Source organism: Serratia sp. TSA_130.1, from assembly GCF_052691795.1.
Genome location: NZ_JBQZFS010000002.1, coordinates 331,109 through 355,237 on the forward strand (window position 1 = coordinate 331,109; position 24,129 = coordinate 355,237).

Genomic DNA, 24,129 nt, shown 5'->3' on the forward strand with positions numbered 1-24,129 from the left:
ATTACTTAGACAGCAGGGACTCGATATCCTGCAGCAGTTGCTCAGCCTGAGCGGACGGTAGCACCGCATCAACCGGTAGATACCACCAATTGGGCTGGGCAAAGGCGCGACACTTCACCGCGTCCTTCTCCGTCATCAACAGCGTTTGATCTGCATTAACCAACGCCGCCAGCTGCGCCTGCTGATATTCCTGATGATCGGCAAACGCCACTTCCTGCACGACTTCGACGTTCAACTTTTCCAACGTCGCGAAGAAACGCGGCGGATGGCCGATACCCGCCATCGCCACCACGCGCGGCAGCTCGGCCACCGGGCGACGTTCACCGCTCAGCAGGTTCACCGCATCACGCGCCTGCAGACGCATGGCAATTTCCCCGGCCTGCGCCACGCCGCCATTGGCGACGCGCGCATCGACACTGCCAAGCCGCGCAGCGCGCTCGCGCATCGGCCCGGCCGGCAACCACCAGCCGTTACCGAACCGACGCACACCGTCGATGACCACCAGCTCGAAGTCACGCTGTAAAGCATAGTGCTGCAAGCCGTCGTCGGTGATGATCACATCCAGCGGCTGTTGTTGCAGCAGAGCCTGCACCGCCTCGGTGCGCTTGGGCGCGATCGCCACGGGTGCCCCGGTACGCTGATAAATCAGCACCGGCTCATCACCCGCCTCGCGGGTCGACGTATTCTGACCCAGCACCAGAGGATAGACCGCCGACTTGCCGCCGTAGCCGCGCGACACCACCCCAACACGGTAGCCCCGTTGCTGCAGGTGCTCCACCAGCCAGATCACCATCGGCGTTTTGCCGTTGCCGCCGGCGGTGAGATTACCCACCACCACGACCGGCACCGGCGAACGCCAACTTTTACGCAGGCCGCAGCGGTAACTGAGGCGGATCAGCCAACTGAACAGGCCATACAGCCACGAGAGCGGCAATAGCGCCAGATAAAGCAGCGAACCGCCGGACCAGATGCGCTCAATCATTATTGACCAAACTGCATGCGGTGCAGCTGCGCATAGGCGCCCTGCCGCTCAAGCAACTCGGCGTGCTCACCGCGTTCGACGATGCGGCCGTCTTCCACCACCAGGATCTCGTCCGCCTTTTCAATGGTCGACAGACGGTGCGCGATCACCAGTGAAGTTCGGTCTTTCTGCAGTTCGTCCAGCGCGGCCTGAATGGCCCGCTCGGACTCGGTATCCAGCGCAGAGGTCGCCTCATCCAGGATCAGGATCGGGCAGTCACGCAGCAGCGCGCGCGCGATGGCGATGCGCTGGCGTTGGCCGCCGGACAGCATGACGCCGTTTTCACCGATCACCGTATCCAGGCCGTTTTCCATCTTGTTGATGAAGTCCATCGCGTACGCCATTTCGGCCGCTTTTTCGATCTGCTCGCGGCTGTATTCGCTCTCACGCGCATAGGCAATATTGTTGGCGATGGTGTCGTTGAACAGGTGCACGTTTTGCGAAACCAGGGCCACCTGATTACGCAGTGAGGCCAGGGTGTATTCGCGCAGATCGTGGCCATCCATCAGAATTTCGCCTTCCTGGATATCATAGAAACGCGTCAACAGGTTGGCGATGGTCGATTTCCCCGAACCGGAACGGCCCACCAGCGCTACGGTCTTGCCTTCGGCGATGTTCAGGTTGATATCACGCAGCGCCGGCGTTTCCTTGGACGGGTAGTAGAAGGTGACATTGCGGAATTCGATATCGCCTTTCGCGCGCTTCACTTCGCGGGTGCCGGTATCTTTTTCCTGTTCCATATCCAAAATGGAGAACAGCGTCTGGCACGCCGCCATCCCGCGTTGGAACTGGGCATTGACGTTGGTCAGCGACTTCAGCGGACGCATCAGCGCAATCATCGACGAGAACACCACGGTAATGGTACCGGCGGTCAGGGTTTCCATCACGCTTGGGAAGCTGGCGGCAAACAGCACGAACGCCAGCGCCAGCGAAGCGATCAGCTGAATGATCGGATCGGAAATCGAAGACGCGGAAACCAGCTTCATGCCTTGCTGACGCATGCGGTTGCTGACCGAATTAAAGCGCTCGGTTTCCACCTGCTGGCCGCCGAAGATCAGCACTTCTTTATGGCCTTTCAGCATCTGTTCGGCGCTGGTGGTCACCTGCCCCATCGTGTTCTGCATGTTCTTGCTGATGTTGCGGAAACGCTTGGACACCAGGCGAATGGCAATGGAGACGATCGGCGCCAGCACGATCAGGATCACCGACAACTGCCAGCTGTAATAGAACATCATGATGAACAGGCCAATGATCGAAGCCCCTTCGCGCACCACGGTCACCAGCGCGCTGGAAGAGGAGGAAGCCACCTGTTCGGAATCATAGGTAATGCGCGACAACAGGGTCCCGGTGGACTGTTGATCGAAGAAGGCCACCGGCATTCTCATCATGTGGCCAAACAGGCGGCGGCGCATCTGCATCACCACCATGCCGGAAACCCAGGAAATGCAGTAGCTTGAAACAAAGCTGGTTACGCCGCGCATCAACATCAGCGCGATGACGGCCAACGGCATCCACACCAGCACGCTGCTGTCGGTTTTTCCAAACCCATCGTCCAATAGCGGTTTAAGCAGAGACAGCATCAGCGTGTCCCCCGCTGCGTTCATAATCAACGCAATGGCGGCTACAATCAGCCCGGTCTTAAAAGGAGTGATCATCGGCCAGAGTCGACGGAATGTCTGCCAGGTCGAGAGATCTTTATCATTCATCATGCAAATACCAGCATCGGAAGAAATAGCGGCCTATTTTACTCATTATCACCCTCTACGCCAAACCGCTGATGGTACCAACGGGGCATTAATTGTTCGCGAAAGCCCTTAATTTGCCAATCGTTGTCGAAAAAAAGTACCGATAACTGGCCGGAGCGCGTCGTATCGCGCCATATAATGCCATTTGCCCGGTATCTGGCGACCACTTTACGCGCCGGCAAACGCCATTTGTTGTAACGAGATGCTGACGCCAATGCCGCCTGAGGATTGACCGCGCGCAGAAACGGCGGCGTGGAAGAGGTTTTGCTGCCATGATGCCCCACCTGCAACACCGTCGCCGCCAAGCGATCGCGCCGCAATCGGAGCAGCTGCGCCTCCGCCTTTTTTTCCGCGTCGCCGGTCAGCAGCAGGCTGTGTTTCCCGTCGTCGATACGGATCACGCAAGAGTCGTCATTGCCCGGCTTTTTACGCGTTTTCGGCGGCCACAGCACCTCGAATTGCAACCCCTGCCAGCGCCAGCGCGCACCGGCGACGCAGGGCAAGTGCCCCTCCCCGCGCATCGGGCTGCGCACCGTAGCCTGTGGAAACACCCGCCGCACTGCAGGCAGCCCACCGGTATGATCGAGATGGTCATGGCTGATAATGATCTGTTCCAGTTCAATACCCCGCCAGTTTAGCATCGGCAAAATATGGCGCTCGGCGGCGCTGCCACCCGGCCAACGATCGCCGGTATCATACAGTACTCCCTTGCCGTTTTGCTCAATGACCACCGCCAAACCGTGCCCGACATCAAGCATATCGACTCGCCAGCGGTAAGCCGGTTCTTTTTCCCGCCACAGCACGCAGCATATCGCTATCGTCGCCAGCCCCGACGCATAACGCCACCACCAATGAAAACGCCAACAGAAGACGATGAGCCACCCCGCCACGCTGGCCAACAGCGAAGCCGCCCCCAAATCAATCCAACCACGCTGCAGGTAATTCAGCGGTACAAATACCCACTGCAGCGTGAAGTCCGCCAACCACCATAACCCGTAGCTTAACGAGGGGAAGAAACCGACCATCACCGCCAGCAAAATTAACGGCACCGTCACTAAGGAGACTATAGGTACCGCCCAGAGATTGGCCGGCAGCGAGGTGAGCGTCAGGCCCAGAAACAGCGCGGCCTGCATCGGCACCAGCAGCAGCGTCATGCCGAGCTGAATATGCAGCCAGCGCACCGGCGCCAAATACCAGGCCGACCGGAATCGCTCACCGAGCGGCGCCCATTCAAACCAAAAAATCAGGCAACCTACCGCCAGCACCGATAGCCAGAAACTGTCTGACAATACCGCCAGCGGATCGCACAGCAAAATCAGCCCGATACACCATAGCCACACCTGCCAGGAAGAACAATGAACGCCGCGCAGGCGCAGCAACATCCACAATGTCATGGCCAACACGGTACGCACCGCCGGCGGCTGGGCGCCCACCAACCAGACATAGATCAGCGTCGCCACCCAGCCCGCGACCAGAGGAAAACGATAGCCAATCAGATGGGAGGGCAGAAAAAACTGCAGCGCCCGCAGCGCAGCCCAGAACAAAATGGCGACCATCGCCACATGAAGCCCTGAAATGGCCATTAAATGCGCAATGCCGGTTTTCAGCATCAGCGTGCGTAAAGGCTGTTCCAGCGCGGTTCGCTCCCCAAACGCCAGCGCCAACAATACCGCCTTGTAACGCAGCTCACCGATGTTGGTTTCCGCATGGCTGATTATGCGCTGACGCAGGCTACAACCGCCATCCAGCAAACGGGCCTGCCTGACCAGGCCCGTCAACGGCTGGCGCTGTGCGATCGCCCAGCGTTGGCTGTCGAAGCCCCCTTCATTGAGCTTGCCGTGCACCGGCCGCAAGCGCAGTTTCAATTGCCAACGCTGCCCGGCGCACAGCCGCTGCTGTTCCGGGGCCCATAGCGTGGTAAACATCAATGCAGGCGCCAGCCAATGGCCATCGATCCGCTCGATACGCATTAGCGTCTGCTTGCTGGCGGCCGGATTCAACGCGATGCTGCTTACCTGCACCACCGCCGTCACTTCCGGCCCGCGGCTCAAACGCTCCATTTGCCCGATCAGGCTTCCGGCATTGAAAACCGCCCAGGCGAACCCCAACCCCAGGCAGGCCAAATAACGGCAGAATGGCCTGCGCGTGCGCAGCAGTAAACAGACAACAAGCAAAAGCGGCCACAGCAGCCATTGCTCAGGCAACTGCGGTAAAACCAACAGCGGCAGGATGCCGCAGATAACGGCGAATATCGCCAGATCCAGCGAAATTTTGATCGCTTTTCTCCCATCGGCTCAGCCATGAGCAAAGACGCGTCACGGCAAGCAAGCAGGATCATTCAGGCGACACGTCGCCGCCAGCGGGCTTTAACGAAGATGCGCTGAACATGGCAGGATAAGAGAGATCTATGCAGGAGCCACATCGTCAATGCGGCGCAATACGCAACTCGCGAGCGTATCGCGGAGAATTGCAGGCAAAAAAAACGGCGCCTTACAGGCACCGTTTTATATTCTTTTCAAGCAACAACGCTATGAGCAGTCAGCGACTAGCCATAGATATTGGCGCGGTCACGCAACTCTTTGCCTGGTTTGAAGTGAGGAACGTACTTGCCGTCCAGCTCAACTTTGTCACCGGTTTTCGGGTTGCGACCTACACGCGGGGCACGGTAGTGAAGAGAAAAACTGCCGAATCCGCGGATCTCAATGCGTTCGCCCTCAGCCAGCGTAGCGGCCATGTGCTCAAGCATCTCTTTCACTGCATCCTCAACGGCCTTCGCCGGAATATGAGATTGCTGGCCAGCAAGTCTTTCAATAAGTTCAGACTTGGTCATAGTACCTCCAAGCTTTGCAGCTAAACTACCGTATCGGGGCGGTCAGAGACCGCCCCCCGTCATTACTCGCCTTTAGCCGCTTTGAAAGCTTCAGCCATTGCGTTAGAGAAGTTGCCTTCTTCCTGTTTGTTGTTAACAGTTGCGATGGCGTCTTTCTCGTCAGCTTCGTCCTTAGCACGTACGGACAGGCTTACAACGCGGTTCTTACGGTCAACGCCGGTGAATTTAGCTTCAACTTCGTCACCTACGTTCAGAACCAGAGTTGCATCTTCAATGCGGTCGCGAGAGGCTTCAGATGCACGCAGGTAACCTTCTACGCCGCCTGCCAATTCAACTGTAGCACCTTTGGCGTCAACTGCAGTGACTTTACCAGTAACAATAGCACCTTTCTTGTTCATAGACAGGTAGTTATTGAACGGGTCTTCAGCCAGTTGCTTCACGCCCAGGGAGATACGCTCGCGCTCTGCGTCAACTTGCAGAACAACCGCAGCGATTTCGTCGCCTTTCTTGTATTCACGTACTGCTTCTTCGCCTGCAACGTTCCAGGAGATGTCAGACAGGTGAACCAGGCCGTCGATGCCGCCGTCCAGGCCGATGAAGATACCGAAGTCAGTGATAGACTTGATTTTACCTTCAACGCGGTCGCCCTTGTTGTGGGTCTCTGCGAACTGCTGCCATGGGTTGGATTTGCACTGCTTCAGGCCCAGGGAGATACGACGACGTTCTTCATCGATGTCCAGAACCATCACTTCCACTACGTCGCCCACGTTAACAACTTTGGACGGATGGATGTTTTTGTTGGTCCAATCCATTTCAGAAACGTGTACCAGACCTTCAACGCCTTCTTCGATTTCTACGAAGCAGCCGTAATCAGTCAGGTTGGTTACACGGCCAGTCAGCTTGGTGCCTTCTGGGTAACGTTTCGCGATAGCAACCCATGGATCTTCGCCCAGCTGTTTCAGGCCCAGGGATACACGAGTACGCTCGCGGTCGAACTTCAGCACTTTAACAGTGATTTCATCGCCAACGTTGACGATTTCGCTTGGATGCTTAACGCGTTTCCAAGCCATGTCAGTGATGTGCAGCAGGCCGTCTACGCCGCCCAGATCAACGAATGCACCGTAGTCAGTGAGGTTCTTAACGATACCTTTAACTTCCATGCCTTCCTGCAGGTTTTCCAGCAGTTGATCGCGCTCAGCGCTGTTCTCGGATTCGATAACCGCACGGCGAGAAACGACAACGTTGTTGCGCTTCTGATCCAGCTTGATGACTTTGAACTCAAGCTCTTTGCCTTCCAGGTGCAGAGTGTCACGTACCGGACGCACGTCAACCAGGGAACCTGGCAGGAACGCGCGGATGCCGTTCAGCTCGACGGTGAAGCCACCCTTCACTTTGCCGTTGATAACACCGGTTACAGTCTCAGCTTCTTCGTAGGCTTTTTCCAGCGTGATCCAAGCTTCGTGACGCTTAGCTTTCTCACGGGACAGCAGGGTTTCACCGAAGCCGTCTTCAACAGCATCCAGAGCAACGTCAACTTCGTCACCAACCTGGATTTCCAGCTCGCCCTGGGCGTTTTTGAATTGCTCAGCCGGGATGGCAGACTCAGATTTCAGACCGGCGTCAACCAGTACGATATCTTTGTCGATAGCAACAACGACGCCACGAACGATGGAACCCGGGCGGGTTTCGATTTCTTTTAAGGATTCTTCAAAGAGTTGAGCGAAAGATTCAGTCATGTTGTTAATCTTCAGGGTTCTTTAGTTTAACGTCCATTTAGCGTCCCGCCGAATGGGGTTGTTTCACATACCCCGCCATTGGCTCCATGCCGACAGGGTTTAAGGTTACAGGGGTAAAATTTTACCCGATATATTGCGATACCGCTATGACAAATATGACAAAAAGCCAATAGCGCCGCCGCGCTTATTGCTGCGGCAACGCCAACACTTTCTGTGCATACGTCAACGCCTGCCGGATCACTTCTTCAATCGACATGCTGGTAGAATCCAGCACGAGGGCGTCAGAAGCGGGCACCAGAGGCGCGATAGGCCGATTACGGTCACGGTCGTCCCGTTCCTTTATCTCGGCTAAAAGACGTTCAAAGTTAACATTAAAGCCCTTTTCCTGCAACTGCAGCATGCGGCGGTGCGCGCGCTCCTCCGAGCTGGCGTCGAGGAAAATCTTGACCGGCGCGTCCGGGAACACCACCGTGCCCATGTCGCGGCCATCGGCAATCAGGCCGGGGGCCTCGCGAAACGCGCGCTGGCGGCGCAGCAGCGCCTCGCGCACGCGCGGAAACGCCGCCGCTTGCGACGCGGTGTTGCCGACGGTTTCGGTGCGGATCTCATTGCTGACGTCCTCACCTTCCAAAACCACTTGCAGCTTGCCGTCCTGGGCAACGAAGCGAACATCGAGATGTGCGGCCAGCGGAACCAGCGCTTCCTCAGAAGTGATATCCACCTGATGATGCAACGCCGCCAGCGCCAGCACGCGATAGATCGCGCCGGAATCCAGCAAACGCCAACCAAGGGACTCGGCCAACGCTTTACACAGCGTGCCTTTGCCTGCGCCACTTGGTCCATCAACGGTTATCACCGGGGCTGTAGCCGTCATTTCTCTCTCCTTCAGGTAGAAAACCTCACAGAGACACGGCGCGCTTCGACTCGAAGCCCGGGCGCTCTGTCACCTGCCCAATCAGGGGCAAATACGGTGGCGTATTATACGCTGCCCTACGGCGATCTGTTACCCTGGAACTGTCCGGTTGTTGAAAATAAGCGCACAACCGCGAAAAAGTATAGAAGAAACGCCGGTCGCCGGGGGTTAAAAACGATAAAGGCCCGCAAAGGGGCCTTAAAAGAAATGATCTGACGGTTACGCCGGCTGGCTGATGCGCGCCAGCTGTTCGAAATAGTCCGGGAAGGTTTTCGCGGTGCACTTCGGATCGAGGATCGTGACCGGGGTATCCGACAACGCCACCAGCGAAAAGCACATCGCCATGCGGTGATCGTTGTAGGTGCCGATCTCGGCGAACTGCAGTTTGGCCGGCGGCACGACGTGAATGTAGTCTTCGCCCTCGTCCACTTCCGCCCCCACTTTACGCAGCTCGGTGGCCATCGCCGCCAGACGGTCAGTTTCCTTCACCCGCCAGTTGTAGATATTGCGGATGGTAGTCGGCCCCTCGGCGAACAGCGCCGCGGTGGCAATGGTCATCGCCGCATCCGGAATGTGGTTCATGTCCATATCTATGCCGCGCAGTTCACCGCGGCTGCACTCGATAAAATCGTCGCCCCAGGTGATGCGCGCCCCCATCTTCTCCAGCACATCGGCGAATTTGGTGTCACCCTGCACGCTTTTGCGGCCGATGCCGGTCACGCGCACGGTGCCGCCTTTGATCGCCGCCGCCGCCAGGAAGTAGGACGCGGAAGAAGCGTCGCCTTCAACCAGATAGTCGCCCGGCGCGATATACGTCTGGCGCCCCTGAATATGGAACACCCGGTAATTGTCGTGGCTCACCGATACGCCGAAGGTGCGCATCAGGTGCAACGTGATGTCGATGTACGGCTTGGAAACCAGCTCGCCTTTGATGTGGATTTGCGTATCCTGCGGCGCCAGCGGCGCGGTCATCAGCAACGCGGTCAGGAACTGGCTGGAGACGCTGCCGTCAACGGTGACGTCGCCGCCCTGGAAGCCGCCACGCAGGCGAATCGGCGGATAATCGGTCTGTTCGAGGTAATCAATCTGCGCCCCGCCCTGGCGCAACGCGTCCACCAAATGGCCGATCGGACGTTCTTTCATACGCGGTTCGCCGGTCAGCACCACGTCGCCTTCGCCGAGGCACAGCGCCGCCGCCAGTGGGCGCATCGCGGTGCCGGCGTTGCCGAGGAACAGTTCCAGCGGCTGGTCGGCCACCAGCGGCCCAGCCACGCCGGTGACTTCACACACGGTGCGGTCGGCGGAAAGCCGGTAGTTCACGCCCAACGCCTGCAGCGCATTCAGCATATGACGCACATCGTCGCTGTCCAGCAAGTTGGTCAGCCGGGTCGTTCCCTCCGCCAGCGCCGCCAGCAGCAGAGCGCGGTTAGAAACGCTCTTGGAGCCGGGTAAGTTGACGGTGCCATTGACCAGGGCGACCGGTTGTAAAGTCAGGGAATCCACCATGTGAACAAAACTCTCCAATTCTGATAAACGAAACGGCTCCGGAATAATGCCGGAGCCGCTTTAATGCAAAAGGACAACAGCCTGGTCAGCCCGCGCCCGGCGAGCTGACGGGATCAACCGTGACGACGTTCGAAATCGGTCATAAAGTCGGTCAGCGCCTGTACGCCGGCCAGCGGCATGGCATTGTAAATAGAAGCGCGCATGCCGCCAACTACCCGGTGGCCTTTCAGCGCCTGCAGGCCGATGGCCTCGGCTTCGCTGAGGAACACCTTATCCAGCGCCGCATCGGCCAGCTGGAACGGCACGTTCATCCACGAGCGGTTGGCGATCGCCACCTGGCTGCGGTAGAAGTCGGATTTATCGATGGTCGCGTACAGCAGCTCGGCCTTGGCCTGATTGCGTTTTTGCATCTCCACCAGGCCGCCCTGCTCTTTCAACCATTTGAATACCAGCCCGGACAGGTACCAGGCGAAGGTCGGCGGGGTGTTGAACATCGAATCGTTCTCGGCCAGCACAGTGTAATCGAGGATAGACGGCACTTCTTTACGCGCCTTGCCCAACAGATCGTCACGCACAATCACCAGCGTCAGGCCGGCCGGGCCGATATTTTTCTGTGCCCCGGCGTAAATCACGCCGAAGCGGCTGACGTCGAGCGGGCGGGACAGGATGGTCGAGGAGTAATCGCCGATCACCACTTTGTCGCCGAAGTCCGGCGTTTCATCGATGGCTACGCCGTCGATGGTTTCATTTGGGCAATAATGCACGTAAGCCGCGTCGTCGCTCAGCTGCCACTCTTTCATCGGCTTGATGCCGCTCAGGCCGTCGATGCGGGTTTTCACGTCGATGACGTTCGGGGTGCAATACTTTTCCGCTTCCTTGATGGCGCTATGCGCCCAATAGCCGCCGTCGATGTAGTCGGCGGTGGCCTTGTCGCCCAGCAGGTTCAGCGGCAGCGCGGCGAATTGCGCGCGGGCGCCGCCGTGGCAAAACAGCACTTTATAGTTGGAGGGGACTTTCAGCAGATCGCGCAGATCCTGTTCCGCCTGCTCGGCTACGGCGATGAATTCTTTGCTGCGGTGACTGATCTCCATCACTGACGTTCCCAGGCCGTGCCAGTTGCACAGTTCCTGTTCCGCACGACGCAACACTTCCACCGGCAGCATCGCCGGGCCAGAGCTAAAATTATAAACCTGAGTCATTTCCCCTCACCACATTCACTGTTCGCCGCAGAAAAGCGACCTGTCGAAAAGACGCCCGAAGTTAACGCTCGCGTTAACCAACCCTTCGGTTTTATCACTCACGCCCCATGGCTGCAACGCTTATTCGCCCGCCGGCGGCAAACAGGCGCACCGGGTGATGACAGGCTCTGCGGTCGGCGCGTTTTTTTGGACGATAAAACCCTGCGACATGGGGAAATTCAGCGGGTTAACGCGGTGTTTTATGCTGTATTCAGCCGAGATGGCTGCGGGAGCCCGGACGGCCCCCGCAGGAGAGAAAACGATCAGTACTGATTGAACATTTGCTGGATCTGCTTCGCATCTTTGGTTTGCGTCAACGCCAGCTGCAGCAGAATGCGGGCCTTTTGCGGATTCAGCGTGCCGGCGGCCACGAAGCCGTACTTGGCGTCGTCCACTTCCGCATCCTCCGTGGTGGCGCCGGTCGGCACGCGCGAAGAACGCACTACCGCCACGCCGCTGTGCGCCGCCGTCGCCAGGGTGTCGAACACGGTTTTATACAGGTTGCCGTTGCCGACCCCGGCGCTGACGATGCCCTGGTACCCTTTGGCGATCAACGCCTTGACCGGCGCATCAGAGGCGTTGGCGTAGTTGTAAATGATGCCGACCTTCGGCAGTTCGTTCAGCTTGCTGACGTCGAACGGCGTCTCCCGGGTGTGCTTGCGCTGTGGCGAACGCTGATAATCGATCTTGCCGTTGTGGATATACCCGAGCGGGCCGAAGTTCGGCGACTGGAAGGTTTGCACGGCGGTGGTGCTGGTTTTGGTGACATCTCGTGCGTCCAGCACGCTGTCGTTCATCGCCACCAGCACCCCGCGGTTGGCCGATTGCGGATCCGCCGCCGTCACCACCGCGTTATACAGATTGAACGGGCCGTCGGCGCTCATCGCCGTCGCCGGCCGCATCGCCCCGACCAGCACTACCGGCTTGTCGCACTTCACCGTCAGATCGAGGAAATAGGCCGTCTCTTCCAGCGTATCGGTGCCGTGGGTGATGACGAAGCCGTCGGTTTTGCCGCAGTCGGCGTCAATTTTCTTCGCCAACGTCAGCCAGACCTGATCGTTCATGTCCTGCGAGCCGATGTTAACCACCTGCTCCCCCTGCACGTTGGCGATGTTCTTCAGCGCCGGCACCGCATCGACCAGCGCCTCTACGCCCAGTTTGCCCGCGGTATAGTTGGATTTTGTCGCCGAATCGCCGCCGCCGGCGATGGTGCCGCCGGTCGCCAGCAGGGTGATGTTGGGCAGCGCCAGCGCCGAGGCGCTGACGCCGGTCAACAAAAGGGTTAACACGCTGAGTTTCACTGATTTCATTAGATTTCTCCGTGACAGATAACTCGCTGAATTATGGCCTTTATCCTTAAAAAAACTGTGACTTTGCCGCCGCTTTAGGAATACGTGGAGCTCCAGCGTAAAACCCCGTATCATTGCGCGTTTTTAGTACGCGCAAAAAGTGAAGACAATGACGCAAACTTTTATCCCCGGTAAAGACGCCGCCCTGGAAGATTCCATCGCCCGTTTCCAGCAGAAACTGAGCGATCTCGGTTTCAACATCGAAGAAGCCTCCTGGCTGAACCCGGTGCCGCACGTATGGTCGGTGCACATTCGCGATCGCGATTGTCCGCTGTGCTTCACCAACGGCAAAGGCGCCAGCAAAAAAGCCGCGTTGGCCTCTGCGCTGGGTGAATATTTCGAGCGCCTGTCCACCAACTACTTCTTCGCCGATTTCTATCTGGGCAAGCAGATCGCCGAAGGCGACTTCGTACACTACCCGAATGAGAAATGGTTCCCGATCCCGGCGGACGATGCGCTGCCGGCCGGCATCCTCGACGAGCGTCTGCACGCCTTCTACGATCCGCAACAAGAGCTGAGCGCCAGCGATCTTGTCGATCTGCAGTCCGGCAATGCCGATCGCGGCATCTGCGCGCTGCCGTTCACCCGTCAGTCCGATCAGCAAACGGTATACATTCCGATGAACATCATCGGCAACCTGTATGTTTCCAACGGCATGTCCGCCGGCAACACCGCCAACGAAGCGCGCGTGCAGGGCCTGTCGGAAGTGTTCGAGCGCTATGTGAAAAACCGCATTATCGCAGAATCCATCAGCCTGCCGGCGATCCCGGACGAGGTGCTGAACCGCTACCCGGGCGTGGTGGAAGCCATCGCCAAGCTGGAAGAGGAAGGTTTCCCAATCCTCTCCTACGACGCCTCGCTGGGCGGCAACTACCCGGTGATCTGCGTGGTGCTGTTCAACCCGACCAACGGCACCTGCTTCGCCTCGTTCGGCGCGCACCCGGACTTCGGCGTGGCGCTGGAGCGCACGGTGACCGAACTGCTGCAGGGCCGCAGCCTGAAAGATCTCGACGTGTTCACCGCGCCGACCTTCGATGACGAAGAAGTGGCGGAACACACCAACCTGGAAACGCACTTCATCGACTCCAGCGGTCTGATCTCTTGGGATCTGTTCAAGCAGGACGCGGACTATCCGTTCGTTGACTGGAACTTCAGCGGCAGCACGCAGGAAGAGTTCGCCACCCTGATGAGCATCTTCGACAAAGAAGACGCGGAAGTGTACATCGCCGACTACGAACACCTGGGCGTCTACGCTTGCCGCATCATCGTGCCGGGCATGTCCGATATCTACCCGGCGGAAGACCTGCTGCTGGCCAACAACAGCATGGGCGCGCACCTGCGCGATACGCTGCTGGCGTTGCCGGGCAGCGAGTGGGAGCCGGAAGAATACCTGGCGCTGATCGAGCAGTTGGACGACGAAGGGCTGGACGATTTCACCCGCGTACGCGAACTGCTGGGCATTGCCAGCGGCAAAGACAACGCCTGGTATACCCTGCGCGTGGGCGAGCTGAAGTCGATGCTGGCGCTGGCGGGCGGCGATCTGGATCAGGCGCTGATTTGGACCGAATGGACGCAGGACTTCAACGCCTCGGTGCTGAGCCCGGCGCGCAGCAACTACTACCGTTGCCTGCAAACGCTGTTGCTGCTGGCGCAGGAGCCTGAGCGCGAAGCGGCGCAATACTATACCGCGTTCGTGAAAATGTACGGCCAGGAAGCGGTGGACGCGGCCTCGGCCGCCATCAGCGGTGAAGAGCGCTTCAACGGGCTGTTCGCCGTCGATGCCGATCTGAAGGCGTTGCCGGCCCATCAGGCGCTGCTGGCGGCCTACGAGAAGCTGCAGGCGGCCAAGCGCCGTCACTGGGCCAAGGCCTAATCGCCATTGGGGGTACCGCCACTTTTGGGGTACCCTCCCCGGTCAAACGCCGCACTGCGCTGCGGCGTTTTCATTTTGCGGTTTATTTCAACGCATTCTGTTTTATTTTCCCGCAGGAAAATAGGCGGTTAAACGAGCATAAGAATAAATAAACCGGCGATTGTTGCCGGACGGTGAAATAATAATTAACCGATAATTAAACTTTCAGCGACGAACGGCGACAAAACCCCTAAAAATTTAACTTTGACACCCTCGGCACATTGGGTGGATTCAAAAAAAATTGCAAACATTAAAAAATTGTTTTTTGTTTAAATTCAATAAATTAACCATAAAAACCACACAGAAAACATGCCATCTTGGCGCTCTACTTCCCCGCCTTATGATCCAAATCAAATTTTCCCCTATACTGCTTTGCTAGTATCTCATTGCGTTGTTTTAACCCTTAAGAGCGAGAGTTAGTTTGAAAACTGACAGCCCATTCGATCTGATTTTACCTGCGGCAACGGCGAAAATCGCTGAAGATGCCGGCGTGTATAAAGCCACCAAACATCCGCTGAAAACGTTTTATTTGGCGATCACCGCCGGTGTCTTCATTTCCATCGCCTTCGTTTTCTACATCACGGCGACCACCGGCACCGCCGGCGTGCCTTTCGGGCTGGCTAAACTGGTCGGCGGCATCTGTTTCTCTCTCGGGTTAATGCTGGTGGTGGTGTCGGGCGCCGACCTGTTCACCTCTACCGTGCTTATCGTCATCGCCAAGGCCAGCGGCCGCATCAGCTGGGGCCAACTGGGCGCCAACTGGCTGAACGTTTATCTCGGCAACCTGGTCGGCGCGCTGTTCTTCGTGGCGCTGATCTGGTTCTCCGGCGAGTATATGGTCGCCAACGGCCAGTGGGGCCTGAATGTTCTGCAAACCGCAGACCACAAGCTGCATCACACCTTTATCGAAGCCGTCTGCCTCGGCATTCTGGCTAACCTGATGGTCTGCCTGGCGGTCTGGATGAGCTACTCTGGCCGTACCCTGACCGACAAGATGCTCGCCATGGTGCTGCCGGTCGGTATGTTTGTCGCCAGCGGCTTCGAACACAGCATCGCCAACATGTTTATGATCCCTATGGGCATCGTGGTCAAACACTTCGCCACGCCGGAATTCTGGCAAGCCGTAGGGGCGGTACCTGAGCAATTCGCTCATCTGACAGTAAGCAATTTCATCATCGACAACCTGATTCCGGTCACCATTGGTAACATCATCGGCGGCGGTCTGCTGGTTGGGTTGACTTACTGGGTAATTTATCTGCGCGGGGGCCGCGAACAGCACTAAGCTGTGAGTTACCGCGCGCAGAGTTAGAAATCCACAATCAAAGGTAGGTGTACAATGACCGAACTTAACGAGAAATTAGCCAACGCTTGGGAAGGTTTCAGCAAGGGTGACTGGCAGAATGAAGTCAACGTTCGTGACTTCATCCAGAAAAACTACACGCCTTATGAAGGTGACGAATCCTTCCTGGCTGGCGCAACTCAAGCCACCACCACCTTGTGGGACAAGGTTATGGAAGGGATCAAACTGGAAAACCGCACTCATGCGCCGGTTGATTTCGACACCAACGTTGCTTCAACCATCGTTTCTCACGACGCGGGTTACATCGCCAAAGAGCTGGAAACCATCGTGGGTCTGCAGACCGACGCCCCTCTGAAACGCGCGCTGATCCCGTTCGGCGGCATCAAAATGGTCGAAGGTTCGTGCAAAGTGTACGGCCGCGAACTGGATCCGCAGCTGAAAAAAGTGTTCACCGAATACCGTAAAACCCACAACCAGGGCGTATTCGACGTTTACACCAAAGACATCCTGAACTGCCGTAAATCCGGCGTGCTGACCGGTCTGCCAGACGCTTACGGCCGTGGCCGCATCATCGGCGACTACCGCCGCGTGGCGCTGTACGGCATCGACTTCCTGATGGCCGACAAGCTGAACCAGTTCAAATCGCTGCAGGAAAAACTGGAAAACGGCGAAGACCTGGAAATGACCATCCAGCTGCGCGAAGAGATCGCTGAACAGCATCGCGCTCTGGCTCAGATCAAAGAGATGGCCGCCAAATACGGTTACGACATCTCCGGCCCGGCCACCAGCGCCCAAGAAGCGGTGCAGTGGACCTACTTCGGCTACCTGGCCGCGGTGAAATCCCAGAACGGCGCCGCCATGTCCTTCGGCCGCGTGTCCACCTTCCTCGACGTGTTCATCGAACGCGACATCAAGGCGGGCAAACTGACCGAAGAGCAAGCGCAGGAACTGATTGACCACCTGGTGATGAAACTGCGTATGGTGCGCTTCCTGCGTACCCCTGAGTACGATGAACTGTTCTCCGGCGACCCAATCTGGGCGACTGAATCCCTGGCCGGTATGGGCGTCGACGGCCGTACCCTGGTCACCAAAAACAGCTTCCGCTTCCTGAACACCCTGTACACCATGGGGCCGTCTCCGGAGCCGAACATGACCATCCTGTGGTCTGAGAAGCTGCCGCTGAACTTCAAGAAATTCGCGGCGAAAGTGTCCATCGACACCTCTTCCGTACAGTACGAAAACGACGACCTGATGCGTCCTGACTTCAACAACGATGACTACGCCATCGCCTGTTGCGTCAGCCCGATGATCGTCGGTAAGCAAATGCAGTTCTTCGGCGCCCGCGCCAACCTGGCGAAAACCATGCTGTACGCCATCAACGGCGGCGTTGACGAGAAACTGAAAATGCAGGTCGGCCCGAAAGAAGCGCCGATGATGGACGAAGTGCTGGACTATGACAAAGTCATGGCCCGCATGGACCACTTTATGGATTGGCTGGCCAAGCAGTACGTGACCGCGCTGAACATCATTCACTACATGCACGACAAGTACAGCTACGAAGCTGCGCTGATGGCGCTGCATGACCGTGACGTTTATCGCACCATGGCTTGCGGCATAGCCGGTCTGTCCGTTGCGGCCGACTCCCTGTCCGCCATCAAGTACGCGAAAGTCACCACCATTCGCGACGAAGACGGCCTGGCTATCGACTTTAAAGTGGAAGGCGAGTATCCGCAGTTCGGTAACAACGACGCCCGCGTCGATGACATCGCCTGCGACCTGGTGGAACGTTTCATGAAGAAAATTCAGAAACTGCGCACCTACCGCAACGCGGTACCGACCCAGTCCGTACTGACCATCACCTCCAACGTGGTGTACGGTAAGAAAACCGGTAACACCCCGGATGGCCGCCGCGCAGGCGCACCGTTCGGCCCAGGTGCCAACCCGATGCACGGCCGTGACCAGAAAGGTGCAGTCGCCTCCCTGACCTCGGTAGCCAAACTGCCGTTTGCCTACGCGAAAGACGGGATCTCCTATACCTTCTCCATCGTGCCTAACGCGCTGGGTAAAGACGACGACGTGCGTAAAGCCAACCTGGCGGGCCTGATGGATGGTTACTTCCACCATGAAGCCTCCATCGAGGGCGGTCAGCATCTGAACGTCAACGTAATGAACCGCGAAATGCTGCTGGATGCGATGGAAAATCCTGAGAAATACCCTCAGCTGACCATCCGCGTTTCCGGTTACGCCGTGCGCTTCAACTCGCTGACCAAAGAGCAACAGCAGGACGTCATTACTCGTACCTTCACTCAAACGATGTAATAACGCCGACCGGGCGGGAAACCGCCCGGTGCCAACGTCGGGGCCGGTTCTGCCGGCCCTTTTCTCCCACCGCTCTCCCCTGACTCTGTACGAGTCTGTTTTGCCGGACATCTATACTGAAATGGATAGCCGGCAAAACAGTTATCCGGCAACTGACCGGCCGACAGGCATCATTACCCCCGGTGGCGGATCCCCCGCCGCTGCATCGCAGATACCTGGCCGGCGGCCACGCGCCTATTTTTAGACTGCGTTTGACAGTCCATATTGGAGAAAACCCCGCAATGTCAGTAACTGGTCGCATCCACTCCTTCGAATCCTGCGGCACCGTCGATGGGCCCGGGATCCGCTTTATCGTCTTCTTCCAGGGCTGCCTGATGCGCTGCCTCTATTGCCATAACCGTGACACCTGGGACACCCACGGCGGCAAAGAAGTGACCGTCGAAGAGCTGATGAAAGACGCGGTGGCCTACCGCCACTTCATGAACGCTTCCGGCGGTGGCGTGACCGCGTCCGGCGGCGAGGCGATCCTGCAGGCTGAATTCGTGCGCGACTGGTTCCGCGCCTGTCATGCCGAAGGCATCAACACCTGCCTGGACACCAATGGCTTCGTGCGCCGCTACGATCCGGTGATCGACGAATTGCTGGACACCACCGATCTGGTGATGCTGGATCTGAAACAGATGAACGACGAGATCCACCAGAATCTGGTCGGCGTCTCCAACCACCGCACGCTGGAATTCGCCCGCTATCTGGCGAAACGCAACCAGCGCACCTGGATCCGTTACGTGGTGGTGCCGGGCTGGTCAGACGACGATAAATCGGCGCACCTGCTGGGCGAGTTCACCAAAGACATGACCAACATCGAGAAAATCGAGCTGCTGCCTTACCACGAGTTGGGCAAGCACAAATGGATAGCGATGGGGGAAGAGTACAAACTGGACGGCGTACATCCGCCGAAGGCCGAGACCATGGATCGCGTCAAAGGCATCCTGGAAAGCTACGGCCACAAAGTGATTTACTGACTGACGCAGCGCCAAAGAAAAAACCGGCTCATGGCCGGTTTTTTTTTATGCTCAGGCGGCGGCGAACGGCGTGTGATGGCGATCCGGCTTCTGCTTTTTCAGCAGCATCAGCAGGTAAACCAACGCCACGGCGGCTATCATCACGAACAGCACGCGGTCGGAATAGTTCTGCATCAGCAGCGCCGTCATCGATGGGCCCAGCAAGCTGCCGATGGTATAACTCATCAGCAGCGCCTGGTTCATCGCCACCAGTTCGTGCGGCATTGCCTTCTCACAGGCCCAGGACATCGCCACCGGATACAGGGTAAAGCCGGCGCAGCCGAGGATGAACAGTGAAGGCGCCATGGCGTAGTTGCCGAGCATCGCCACGCTGGCGAGGATCACCACAAACACCTGAATGCGCAGCACCAGCAGGCGCCCGTAACGATCGGCCAGGCGCCCGACAGGCCATTGGCCGACGATGCCGGAGCTGACCAACAGCGCCATCCAGTAACCGACGTTGGCATCGCTCATGCCCTGATGAGAGAGATACAGCGGCATCAGGCCATACAGCGAGCCGAGCACGATGCCGGAGATGATGCAGCCGTTGATGCCGAGACGCGCGCTGCGGCGTCTCAGCATTGTCCACACCGCCGCCTGCTGCGGCTCGTCTTCATGGCGGTTGACCCGCGCAAACAGCATCGGCAGCATGGCGCTGATCACAATGGCGGTCACCCACGGCACCACGTGCAGCAATTCGGTCGAGGTCATGCTCAACAGCAATTGGCCGGTCACCGTACCGAGGTAATAGACAATCATATAGGCCGCCAGCAGCTGACCGCGGTTGCTCAGGTTACCGCTGCGCAACAGCGCGCTCTCCACGATCACCCAAATCCAGGCGCAGCCGACGCCGGCGAAGAAGCGCCAGCCCAGCCAGCTCCAAAAATCGATCGACAGCACCATGCCGGCGGTTGCGGCGGCGAACACCAGACAAGAAAGATGATAGCTGCGGGTAAAGCCGACGCGCTGGATCAGTTTGCCCGCCACCAGCGTGCCCAACAGGTTGCCGCTGAAATAAGAGGAGCTGACCATTCCCACCTGCCAGGTCGACAGCTGAGCATGGGTTAACCAAAGAGGCACGAGCGTATTCAAAACGGCAATGGATACCGTGAGCAGCAAGAGGCCGCAGAGCAATAAGAGCACTGGGCGAGAGTATGCGGACATAGTGAGATTGTGACCGAACGCGCAATGAGAGTGCGCGCATCATGCCACTGGCGATAAAAAAGTCAATCGCCTCTTATCATTCCAGCGCACGATTTGTTTCCGGCTAAGCGGCTGAAAAAGCGCTATGCTCAGCGCAGAGCGGATTTAACGACGGAGAAGCGAGATGATTCAGGCAAATGATGCGGCGGTCGAAACCTTGCTGGCAGACATCGGCAGCACGCACGGCGAGCTGCTGGAGATCGTACAACAGGTGCGCCGGGTCGCTGCGGCGAGCGGCAGTGGCATCACCGAATCGGTCAAATACGGCGGCATCATGTTCTCGCATACTCAATTTTTCTGCGGCGTTTTCGCCTACCGCAATCACGTCACGGTGGAATTCGGCCAAGGGCACCGACTGGTAGATCGCTATCAGCAACTTGAAGGCAACGGCCAATATCGGCGGCACATCAAGCTCCACACGCCCACCGAAGTGAAAAGCAAGCACCTGGCGGACTACATTAAACAGGCCTACGCGCTGGCGACAGACTGAATTTCCGACATAAAAAAAAGCGCCCGCAGGCGCTTTTTTCAAATGCTTTGCCGTTTAACCGATGTATTCCAGGCCGCCCATATAAGGACGCAGCACTTCAGGCACCTGAATGCGACCGTCGGCCTGCTGGTAGTTTTCCAGCACCGCCACCAGCGTACGGCCGACCGCCAGGCCGGAGCCGTTCAGCGTGTGGACCAGACGCGGCTTCTTGTCGGCCTTGCTGCGGCAGCGAGCCTGCATGCGGCGCGCCTGGAAGTCCCACATGTTGGAGCAGGACGAGATCTCGCGGTAGGTGTTCTGCGCCGGCAGCCACACTTCCAGATCGTAGGTCTTGCAGGCGCCGAAGCCCATGTCGCCGGTGCACAGCAGCACCTTGCGGTAAGGCAGGTTCAGCAGCTGCAGCACTTTCTCCGCATGGCCGGTCAGCTCTTCCAGGGCATCCATCGAATCTTCCGGACGGACTATCTGCACCATTTCGACCTTGTCGAACTGGTGCATACGGATCAAACCGCGGGTGTCACGGCCGTAAGAACCGGCTTCCGCACGGAAGCATGGCGTGTGCGCGGTCATCTTCAGCGGCAGAGTTTCCTCTTCCACGATCTCGTCGCGCACCAGGTTGGTCAGCGGCACTTCCGCCGTTGGGATCAGCGCGTAGTTGCTGCTGTCGGCTTCTTCTTCCAGCGGACGGGTATGGAACAGGTCTTCGCCGAACTTCGGCAGTTGGCCGGTGCCGTACAGCGTGGCGTGGTTGACCAGGTAAGGCACGTAGGCCTCCAGGTAGCCGTGCTGTTCGGTGTGCAGATCCAGCATGAACTGGGACAGCGCGCGGTGCATGCGGGCGATTTGCCCTTTCATCACCACGAAGCGCGAACCGGTCAGCTTAACCGCGGCGGCAAAATCCAGCCCGCCGGCCATTTCGCCCAGATCGACATGATCGCGCACCGCGAAGTCGTATTGGCGCGGTTCACCCCAGCGGGTGACTTCCAGGTTTTCGCTGTCGTCTTTACCGTCCGGCACGGCGTCGTCCGGCAGGTTAGGCAGCGTCAGGGCATAATCGCGGATCTCGCTCTGCAGCGCATCCAGTTCCGCCTTGGCGGCATCCAGCTTGTCACCCAGCTCGTTCACTTCGCGACGCAGCGGCTCGATGTCTTCCCCACGCGCTTTGGCCGCGCCGATGGATTTCGATCGGGAGTTGCGTTCCGCTTGCAGCGTTTCAGTTTCTACCTGCAGAACTTTGCGGCGTTCTTCCTGCGAACGCAGCAGATCCAGATCGAGTTTAAAGCCTCGGCGAGCCAGTTTGACGGCGACTGCGTCTAGCTCATTACGCAGCAGATTGGGATCGAGCATGCTAATCCTGTGCTTGTTGTTATTGAAAGAAGTGTTGTTGTTCTATGCGGCTGATTTATAGCCGCATAAAAGAAGAGTGATACCCGCTAACCTTACCGCAACGGCCACGCTAGCGGTAGCGTTTTGTCGGGCTATTTTGATCCTGCTCAGCCAGCCATGCCAACTTTTCGCCGATTTTCCCTTCCAGCCCGCGCGAGGTCGGTTGGTAGTAGCGCGTGTTGGCCATTTCGGGCGGGAAGTAGTTCTCGCCGGCGGCGTAGGCGTTGGGTTCGTCGTGAGCGTAACGGTATTCCGCCCCCAGCCCCATTTCCTTCATCAGCTTGGTCGGCGCGTTGCGCAAATGCTCCGGCACGTCATAATCGGCCTGCTCTTTGGCGTCGCGCATGGCGGCCTTGAACGCGGTGTAAACCGCGTTGCTTTTCGGCGCGCAGGCCAGGTAAACAATCGCCTGCGCAATGGCGCGCTCGCCCTCCGCCGGCCCCACGCGGGTGAAACAATCCCAGGCGGCGATCGCCACCTGCATGCCGCGCGGATCGGCGTTGCCCACGTCTTCAGAGGCAATCGCCAACAGACGGCGCGCCACATAGAGCGGATCGCCGCCGGCGGTAATGATGCGCGCATACCAGTACAGCGCGGCGTCCGGCGCCGAACCACGCACCGATTTATGCAGCGCGGAAATCAGGTCGTAATAACGGTCGCCCTTGTTGTCGAAGCGCGCGCTGCGTTCGCCCGACACCTCTTTCAGCAGCTCCGGTGTCAGCACCCGCACGCCTTTGGCGTCGAGCTCCGCCATGTCCGCCATCATTTCCAGGCTGTTCAGCGCCCGGCGCGCGTCGCCGCCCACCAGCTCCGACAGCAGGCGGCGCGTTTCCGCCGGCAGCTCGACGTTCTGGCCGCCAAAACCGCGCGCCTTGTCGCCCATCGCCTGATCCAGCACCTGGCCGATATCTTCGGCGGTCAGCGCCTTCAGCAGATAAACGCGGGCGCGGGACAACAGCGCCGAGTTCAGCTCGAACGACGGATTTTCGGTGGTGGCACCGATAAAGGTGATGGTGCCGTCTTCGATGTGCGGCAGGAAAGCGTCCTGCTGACTTTTGTTGAAGCGGTGCACTTCATCGACGAACAGGATGGTGCGGCGGCCGGCGTCGCGATTTTGCCGCGCCCGCTCGATCGCCTCGCGGATCTCCTTGATACCGGAGGTCACGGCGGAGATCCGTTCGACATCCGCCTGACCGTAACGGCCGATCAACTCTGCCAGCGTCGTCTTCCCGGTGCCCGGCGGCCCCCATAAAATCATCGAGTGCAGCTGCCCGGCCTCGATGGCGCGCGGCAGCGGCTTGCCGGCGGCCAGCAGGTGCTGCTGGCCGATATACTGCGCCAGCGTGGTCGGCCGCATACGCGCGGCCAACGGCTGGAACTCGTTCTGGGAAAAATCGAGCGACAGATTATTACTCACTTGCACCTCACTGGCGCTGGTCGTCCAGCGTCACCCCCTTCGGCGGGGTAAATTTGAATTTGGCCGGATCGGCGGCGACGTTCTGCTGGCTTTTCAGCGTGTAGGAACTGCGCTGGCCATCCTGCTCCACCGCAGCGAAGCTGCGAATGGTACCGCTGTTGGTCACGCTGATGGCGAACTGCTTCAGGTTGCCGCTGGCGGACTTCGGCGTCAGCTCAAAATCATCGCCCTTTTGCTTCACGTTGTACTGTTTCCAGTCGCTGGCATTATTGCGGGTGATCAGCATAAACGGCGTATTGCCGGTGGCGTTCTTCAGCCAGGTCGCCGTCACCTGCTCGACGAACGGGTTATAGAACCACAGGGTCTGGCCATCGGATACCAGCACGCTCTCATCGGGCGACGTCATGTGCCAGTTGAACAGGTTTGGCCGCTTCACCCACAGCTCGCCTTCCCCCTGTTGCACCGCGGCGCCGTCGGCGCTGGTCACGGTTTGTGAGAAGCTGGCGTGGAAACTGTTCACCTTCGCCAGGCGACTTTGCAGATCCTGTGCGGCATCGGCCAGCACGGAGGTAGAAGCGAATCCCGAAAGCAGACAGCAGGCAACTAACAGTTTTTTCATTATTCCAGATACCTTATGAAATGCGTTAACCGCAGGGCGACGCCGTGCGGGTCAAATCAACCCTTTACCCGCTTACTTTACCCG

General features: G+C 58.4%; 18 protein-coding genes. 5 read left to right on the forward strand and 13 right to left on the reverse strand.

Annotated elements, in window-relative coordinates; translation table 11 throughout:
• Nucleotide 1: 1 nt before the first annotated feature.
• The 9 genes from lpxK to ansB form a co-directional block, all read right to left on the reverse strand.
• Nucleotides 2-982 (reverse strand): tetraacyldisaccharide 4'-kinase, encoded by a 981-nt coding sequence (gene lpxK, locus ACUTQY_RS08330; protein ID WP_046686774.1) that lies wholly within the window; start codon nucleotides 980-982, stop codon nucleotides 2-4.
• Nucleotides 982-2,730: a lipid A ABC transporter ATP-binding protein/permease MsbA gene (msbA, locus tag ACUTQY_RS08335; RefSeq protein WP_033642563.1), complete on the reverse strand. Its 1,749-nt coding sequence runs from the start codon at nucleotides 2,728-2,730 to the stop codon at nucleotides 982-984. Before msbA ends, lpxK begins: the two co-directional genes overlap by 1 nt.
• A gap of 35 nt (nucleotides 2,731-2,765) precedes the next feature.
• Nucleotides 2,766-5,042, reverse strand: coding sequence for a ComEC family protein (locus ACUTQY_RS08340; RefSeq protein ID WP_084710285.1), 2,277 nt, complete (start codon nucleotides 5,040-5,042; stop codon nucleotides 2,766-2,768).
• Nucleotides 5,043-5,311: 269 nt separating this feature from the next.
• Nucleotides 5,312-5,596 (reverse strand): integration host factor subunit beta, encoded by a 285-nt coding sequence (gene ihfB, locus ACUTQY_RS08345; RefSeq protein WP_004928264.1) that lies wholly within the window; start codon nucleotides 5,594-5,596, stop codon nucleotides 5,312-5,314.
• A gap of 62 nt (nucleotides 5,597-5,658) precedes the next feature.
• Nucleotides 5,659-7,332, reverse strand: coding sequence for a 30S ribosomal protein S1 (gene rpsA, locus ACUTQY_RS08350; protein ID WP_004928267.1), 1,674 nt, complete (start codon nucleotides 7,330-7,332; stop codon nucleotides 5,659-5,661).
• A 184-nt stretch (nucleotides 7,333-7,516) separates the two neighbouring features.
• Nucleotides 7,517-8,206: a (d)CMP kinase gene (gene cmk / locus ACUTQY_RS08355; protein ID WP_342188331.1), complete on the reverse strand. Its 690-nt coding sequence runs from the start codon at nucleotides 8,204-8,206 to the stop codon at nucleotides 7,517-7,519.
• 258 nt (nucleotides 8,207-8,464) lie between these two features.
• A complete protein-coding gene (aroA, locus tag ACUTQY_RS08360; RefSeq protein WP_046686772.1) occupies nucleotides 8,465-9,751 on the reverse strand; it encodes a 3-phosphoshikimate 1-carboxyvinyltransferase in 1,287 nt (428 codons plus the stop codon).
• A gap of 113 nt (nucleotides 9,752-9,864) precedes the next feature.
• The gene (serC, locus tag ACUTQY_RS08365; protein WP_046686771.1) at nucleotides 9,865-10,950 is read right to left on the reverse strand and encodes a 3-phosphoserine/phosphohydroxythreonine transaminase; all 1,086 of its coding nucleotides are present in this window, start codon (nucleotides 10,948-10,950) and stop codon (nucleotides 9,865-9,867) included.
• Between the two features lie 302 nt (nucleotides 10,951-11,252).
• Nucleotides 11,253-12,299, reverse strand: a complete 1,047-nt coding sequence (ansB, locus tag ACUTQY_RS08370) for an L-asparaginase 2 (RefSeq protein ID WP_046686770.1) — start codon at nucleotides 12,297-12,299, stop codon at nucleotides 11,253-11,255.
• Nucleotides 12,300-12,447: 148 nt separating this feature from the next.
• On the opposite strand from ansB, the gene ycaO reads away from it, so the two are divergent.
• From ycaO to pflA, 4 genes are all read left to right on the forward strand, one after another.
• A complete protein-coding gene (gene ycaO / locus ACUTQY_RS08375; RefSeq protein WP_033642559.1) occupies nucleotides 12,448-14,211 on the forward strand; it encodes a 30S ribosomal protein S12 methylthiotransferase accessory factor YcaO in 1,764 nt (587 codons plus the stop codon).
• Nucleotides 14,212-14,671: 460 nt separating this feature from the next.
• Nucleotides 14,672-15,532 (forward strand): formate transporter FocA, encoded by an 861-nt coding sequence (gene focA, locus ACUTQY_RS08380; RefSeq protein ID WP_019454548.1) that lies wholly within the window; start codon nucleotides 14,672-14,674, stop codon nucleotides 15,530-15,532.
• Nucleotides 15,533-15,586: 54 nt separating this feature from the next.
• Entirely contained in the window at nucleotides 15,587-17,869 is a 2,283-nt protein-coding gene (pflB, locus tag ACUTQY_RS08385; RefSeq protein WP_004928286.1) for a formate C-acetyltransferase, read from the forward strand.
• 281 nt (nucleotides 17,870-18,150) lie between these two features.
• On the forward strand, nucleotides 18,151-18,891 hold the full coding sequence (pflA, locus tag ACUTQY_RS08390) for a pyruvate formate lyase 1-activating protein (RefSeq protein ID WP_031299859.1): 741 nt from the start codon (nucleotides 18,151-18,153) through the stop codon (nucleotides 18,889-18,891).
• 51 nt (nucleotides 18,892-18,942) lie between these two features.
• On the opposite strand, the gene ACUTQY_RS08395 is transcribed toward pflA, so the two are convergent.
• Nucleotides 18,943-20,094, reverse strand: a complete 1,152-nt coding sequence (locus ACUTQY_RS08395) for an MFS transporter (protein WP_046686769.1) — start codon at nucleotides 20,092-20,094, stop codon at nucleotides 18,943-18,945.
• Between the two features lie 163 nt (nucleotides 20,095-20,257).
• Here ACUTQY_RS08395 and ACUTQY_RS08400 point away from each other — a divergent pair, with 163 nt between their 5' ends.
• Nucleotides 20,258-20,623, forward strand: a complete 366-nt coding sequence (locus ACUTQY_RS08400) for a DUF1801 domain-containing protein (RefSeq protein ID WP_046686768.1) — start codon at nucleotides 20,258-20,260, stop codon at nucleotides 20,621-20,623.
• A 54-nt stretch (nucleotides 20,624-20,677) separates the two neighbouring features.
• On the opposite strand, the gene serS is transcribed toward ACUTQY_RS08400, so the two are convergent.
• The 3 genes from serS to lolA all read right to left on the reverse strand — a co-directional run bounded on the left by serS (nucleotide 20,678) and on the right by lolA (nucleotide 24,045).
• Nucleotides 20,678-21,970 (reverse strand): serine--tRNA ligase, encoded by a 1,293-nt coding sequence (serS, locus tag ACUTQY_RS08405; protein WP_033642556.1) that lies wholly within the window; start codon nucleotides 21,968-21,970, stop codon nucleotides 20,678-20,680.
• Nucleotides 21,971-22,079: 109 nt separating this feature from the next.
• Nucleotides 22,080-23,366 carry a replication-associated recombination protein A gene (locus tag ACUTQY_RS08410; RefSeq protein WP_046688448.1) on the reverse strand — a complete coding sequence of 429 codons (1,287 nt, stop codon included), beginning with the start codon at nucleotides 23,364-23,366 and terminating at the stop codon, nucleotides 22,080-22,082.
• Nucleotides 23,367-23,433: 67 nt separating this feature from the next.
• Complete coding sequence (gene lolA, locus ACUTQY_RS08415; RefSeq protein WP_019454555.1) at nucleotides 23,434-24,045, reverse strand: outer membrane lipoprotein chaperone LolA; 612 nt, start codon at nucleotides 24,043-24,045, stop codon at nucleotides 23,434-23,436.
• Nucleotides 24,046-24,129: the final 84 nt, after the last annotated feature.

What these genes read in the sequence shown, in the direction of transcription:
- lpxK (WP_046686774.1), bottom strand. Translation starts at nt 982, where the DNA reads ATGATTGAGCGCATCTGGTCCGGCGGTTCGCTGCTTTATCTGGCGCTA.
- msbA (WP_033642563.1), bottom strand. Translation starts at nt 2,730, where the DNA reads ATGATGAATGATAAAGATCTCTCGACCTGGCAGACATTCCGTCGACTC.
- ihfB (WP_004928264.1), bottom strand. Translation starts at nt 5,596, where the DNA reads ATGACCAAGTCTGAACTTATTGAAAGACTTGCTGGCCAGCAATCTCAT.
- rpsA (WP_004928267.1), bottom strand. Translation starts at nt 7,332, where the DNA reads ATGACTGAATCTTTCGCTCAACTCTTTGAAGAATCCTTAAAAGAAATC.
- cmk (WP_342188331.1), bottom strand. Translation starts at nt 8,206, where the DNA reads ATGACGGCTACAGCCCCGGTGATAACCGTTGATGGACCAAGTGGCGCA.
- aroA (WP_046686772.1), bottom strand. Translation starts at nt 9,751, where the DNA reads ATGGTGGATTCCCTGACTTTACAACCGGTCGCCCTGGTCAATGGCACC.
- serC (WP_046686771.1), bottom strand. Translation starts at nt 10,950, where the DNA reads ATGACTCAGGTTTATAATTTTAGCTCTGGCCCGGCGATGCTGCCGGTG.
- ansB (WP_046686770.1), bottom strand. Translation starts at nt 12,299, where the DNA reads ATGAAATCAGTGAAACTCAGCGTGTTAACCCTTTTGTTGACCGGCGTC.
- ycaO (WP_033642559.1), top strand. Translation starts at nt 12,448, where the DNA reads ATGACGCAAACTTTTATCCCCGGTAAAGACGCCGCCCTGGAAGATTCC.
- pflB (WP_004928286.1), top strand. Translation starts at nt 15,587, where the DNA reads ATGACCGAACTTAACGAGAAATTAGCCAACGCTTGGGAAGGTTTCAGC.
- pflA (WP_031299859.1), top strand. Translation starts at nt 18,151, where the DNA reads ATGTCAGTAACTGGTCGCATCCACTCCTTCGAATCCTGCGGCACCGTC.
- ACUTQY_RS08395 (WP_046686769.1), bottom strand. Translation starts at nt 20,094, where the DNA reads ATGTCCGCATACTCTCGCCCAGTGCTCTTATTGCTCTGCGGCCTCTTG.
- ACUTQY_RS08400 (WP_046686768.1), top strand. Translation starts at nt 20,258, where the DNA reads ATGATTCAGGCAAATGATGCGGCGGTCGAAACCTTGCTGGCAGACATC.
- serS (WP_033642556.1), bottom strand. Translation starts at nt 21,970, where the DNA reads ATGCTCGATCCCAATCTGCTGCGTAATGAGCTAGACGCAGTCGCCGTC.
- ACUTQY_RS08410 (WP_046688448.1), bottom strand. Translation starts at nt 23,366, where the DNA reads ATGCGGCCGACCACGCTGGCGCAGTATATCGGCCAGCAGCACCTGCTG.
- lolA (WP_019454555.1), bottom strand. Translation starts at nt 24,045, where the DNA reads ATGAAAAAACTGTTAGTTGCCTGCTGTCTGCTTTCGGGATTCGCTTCT.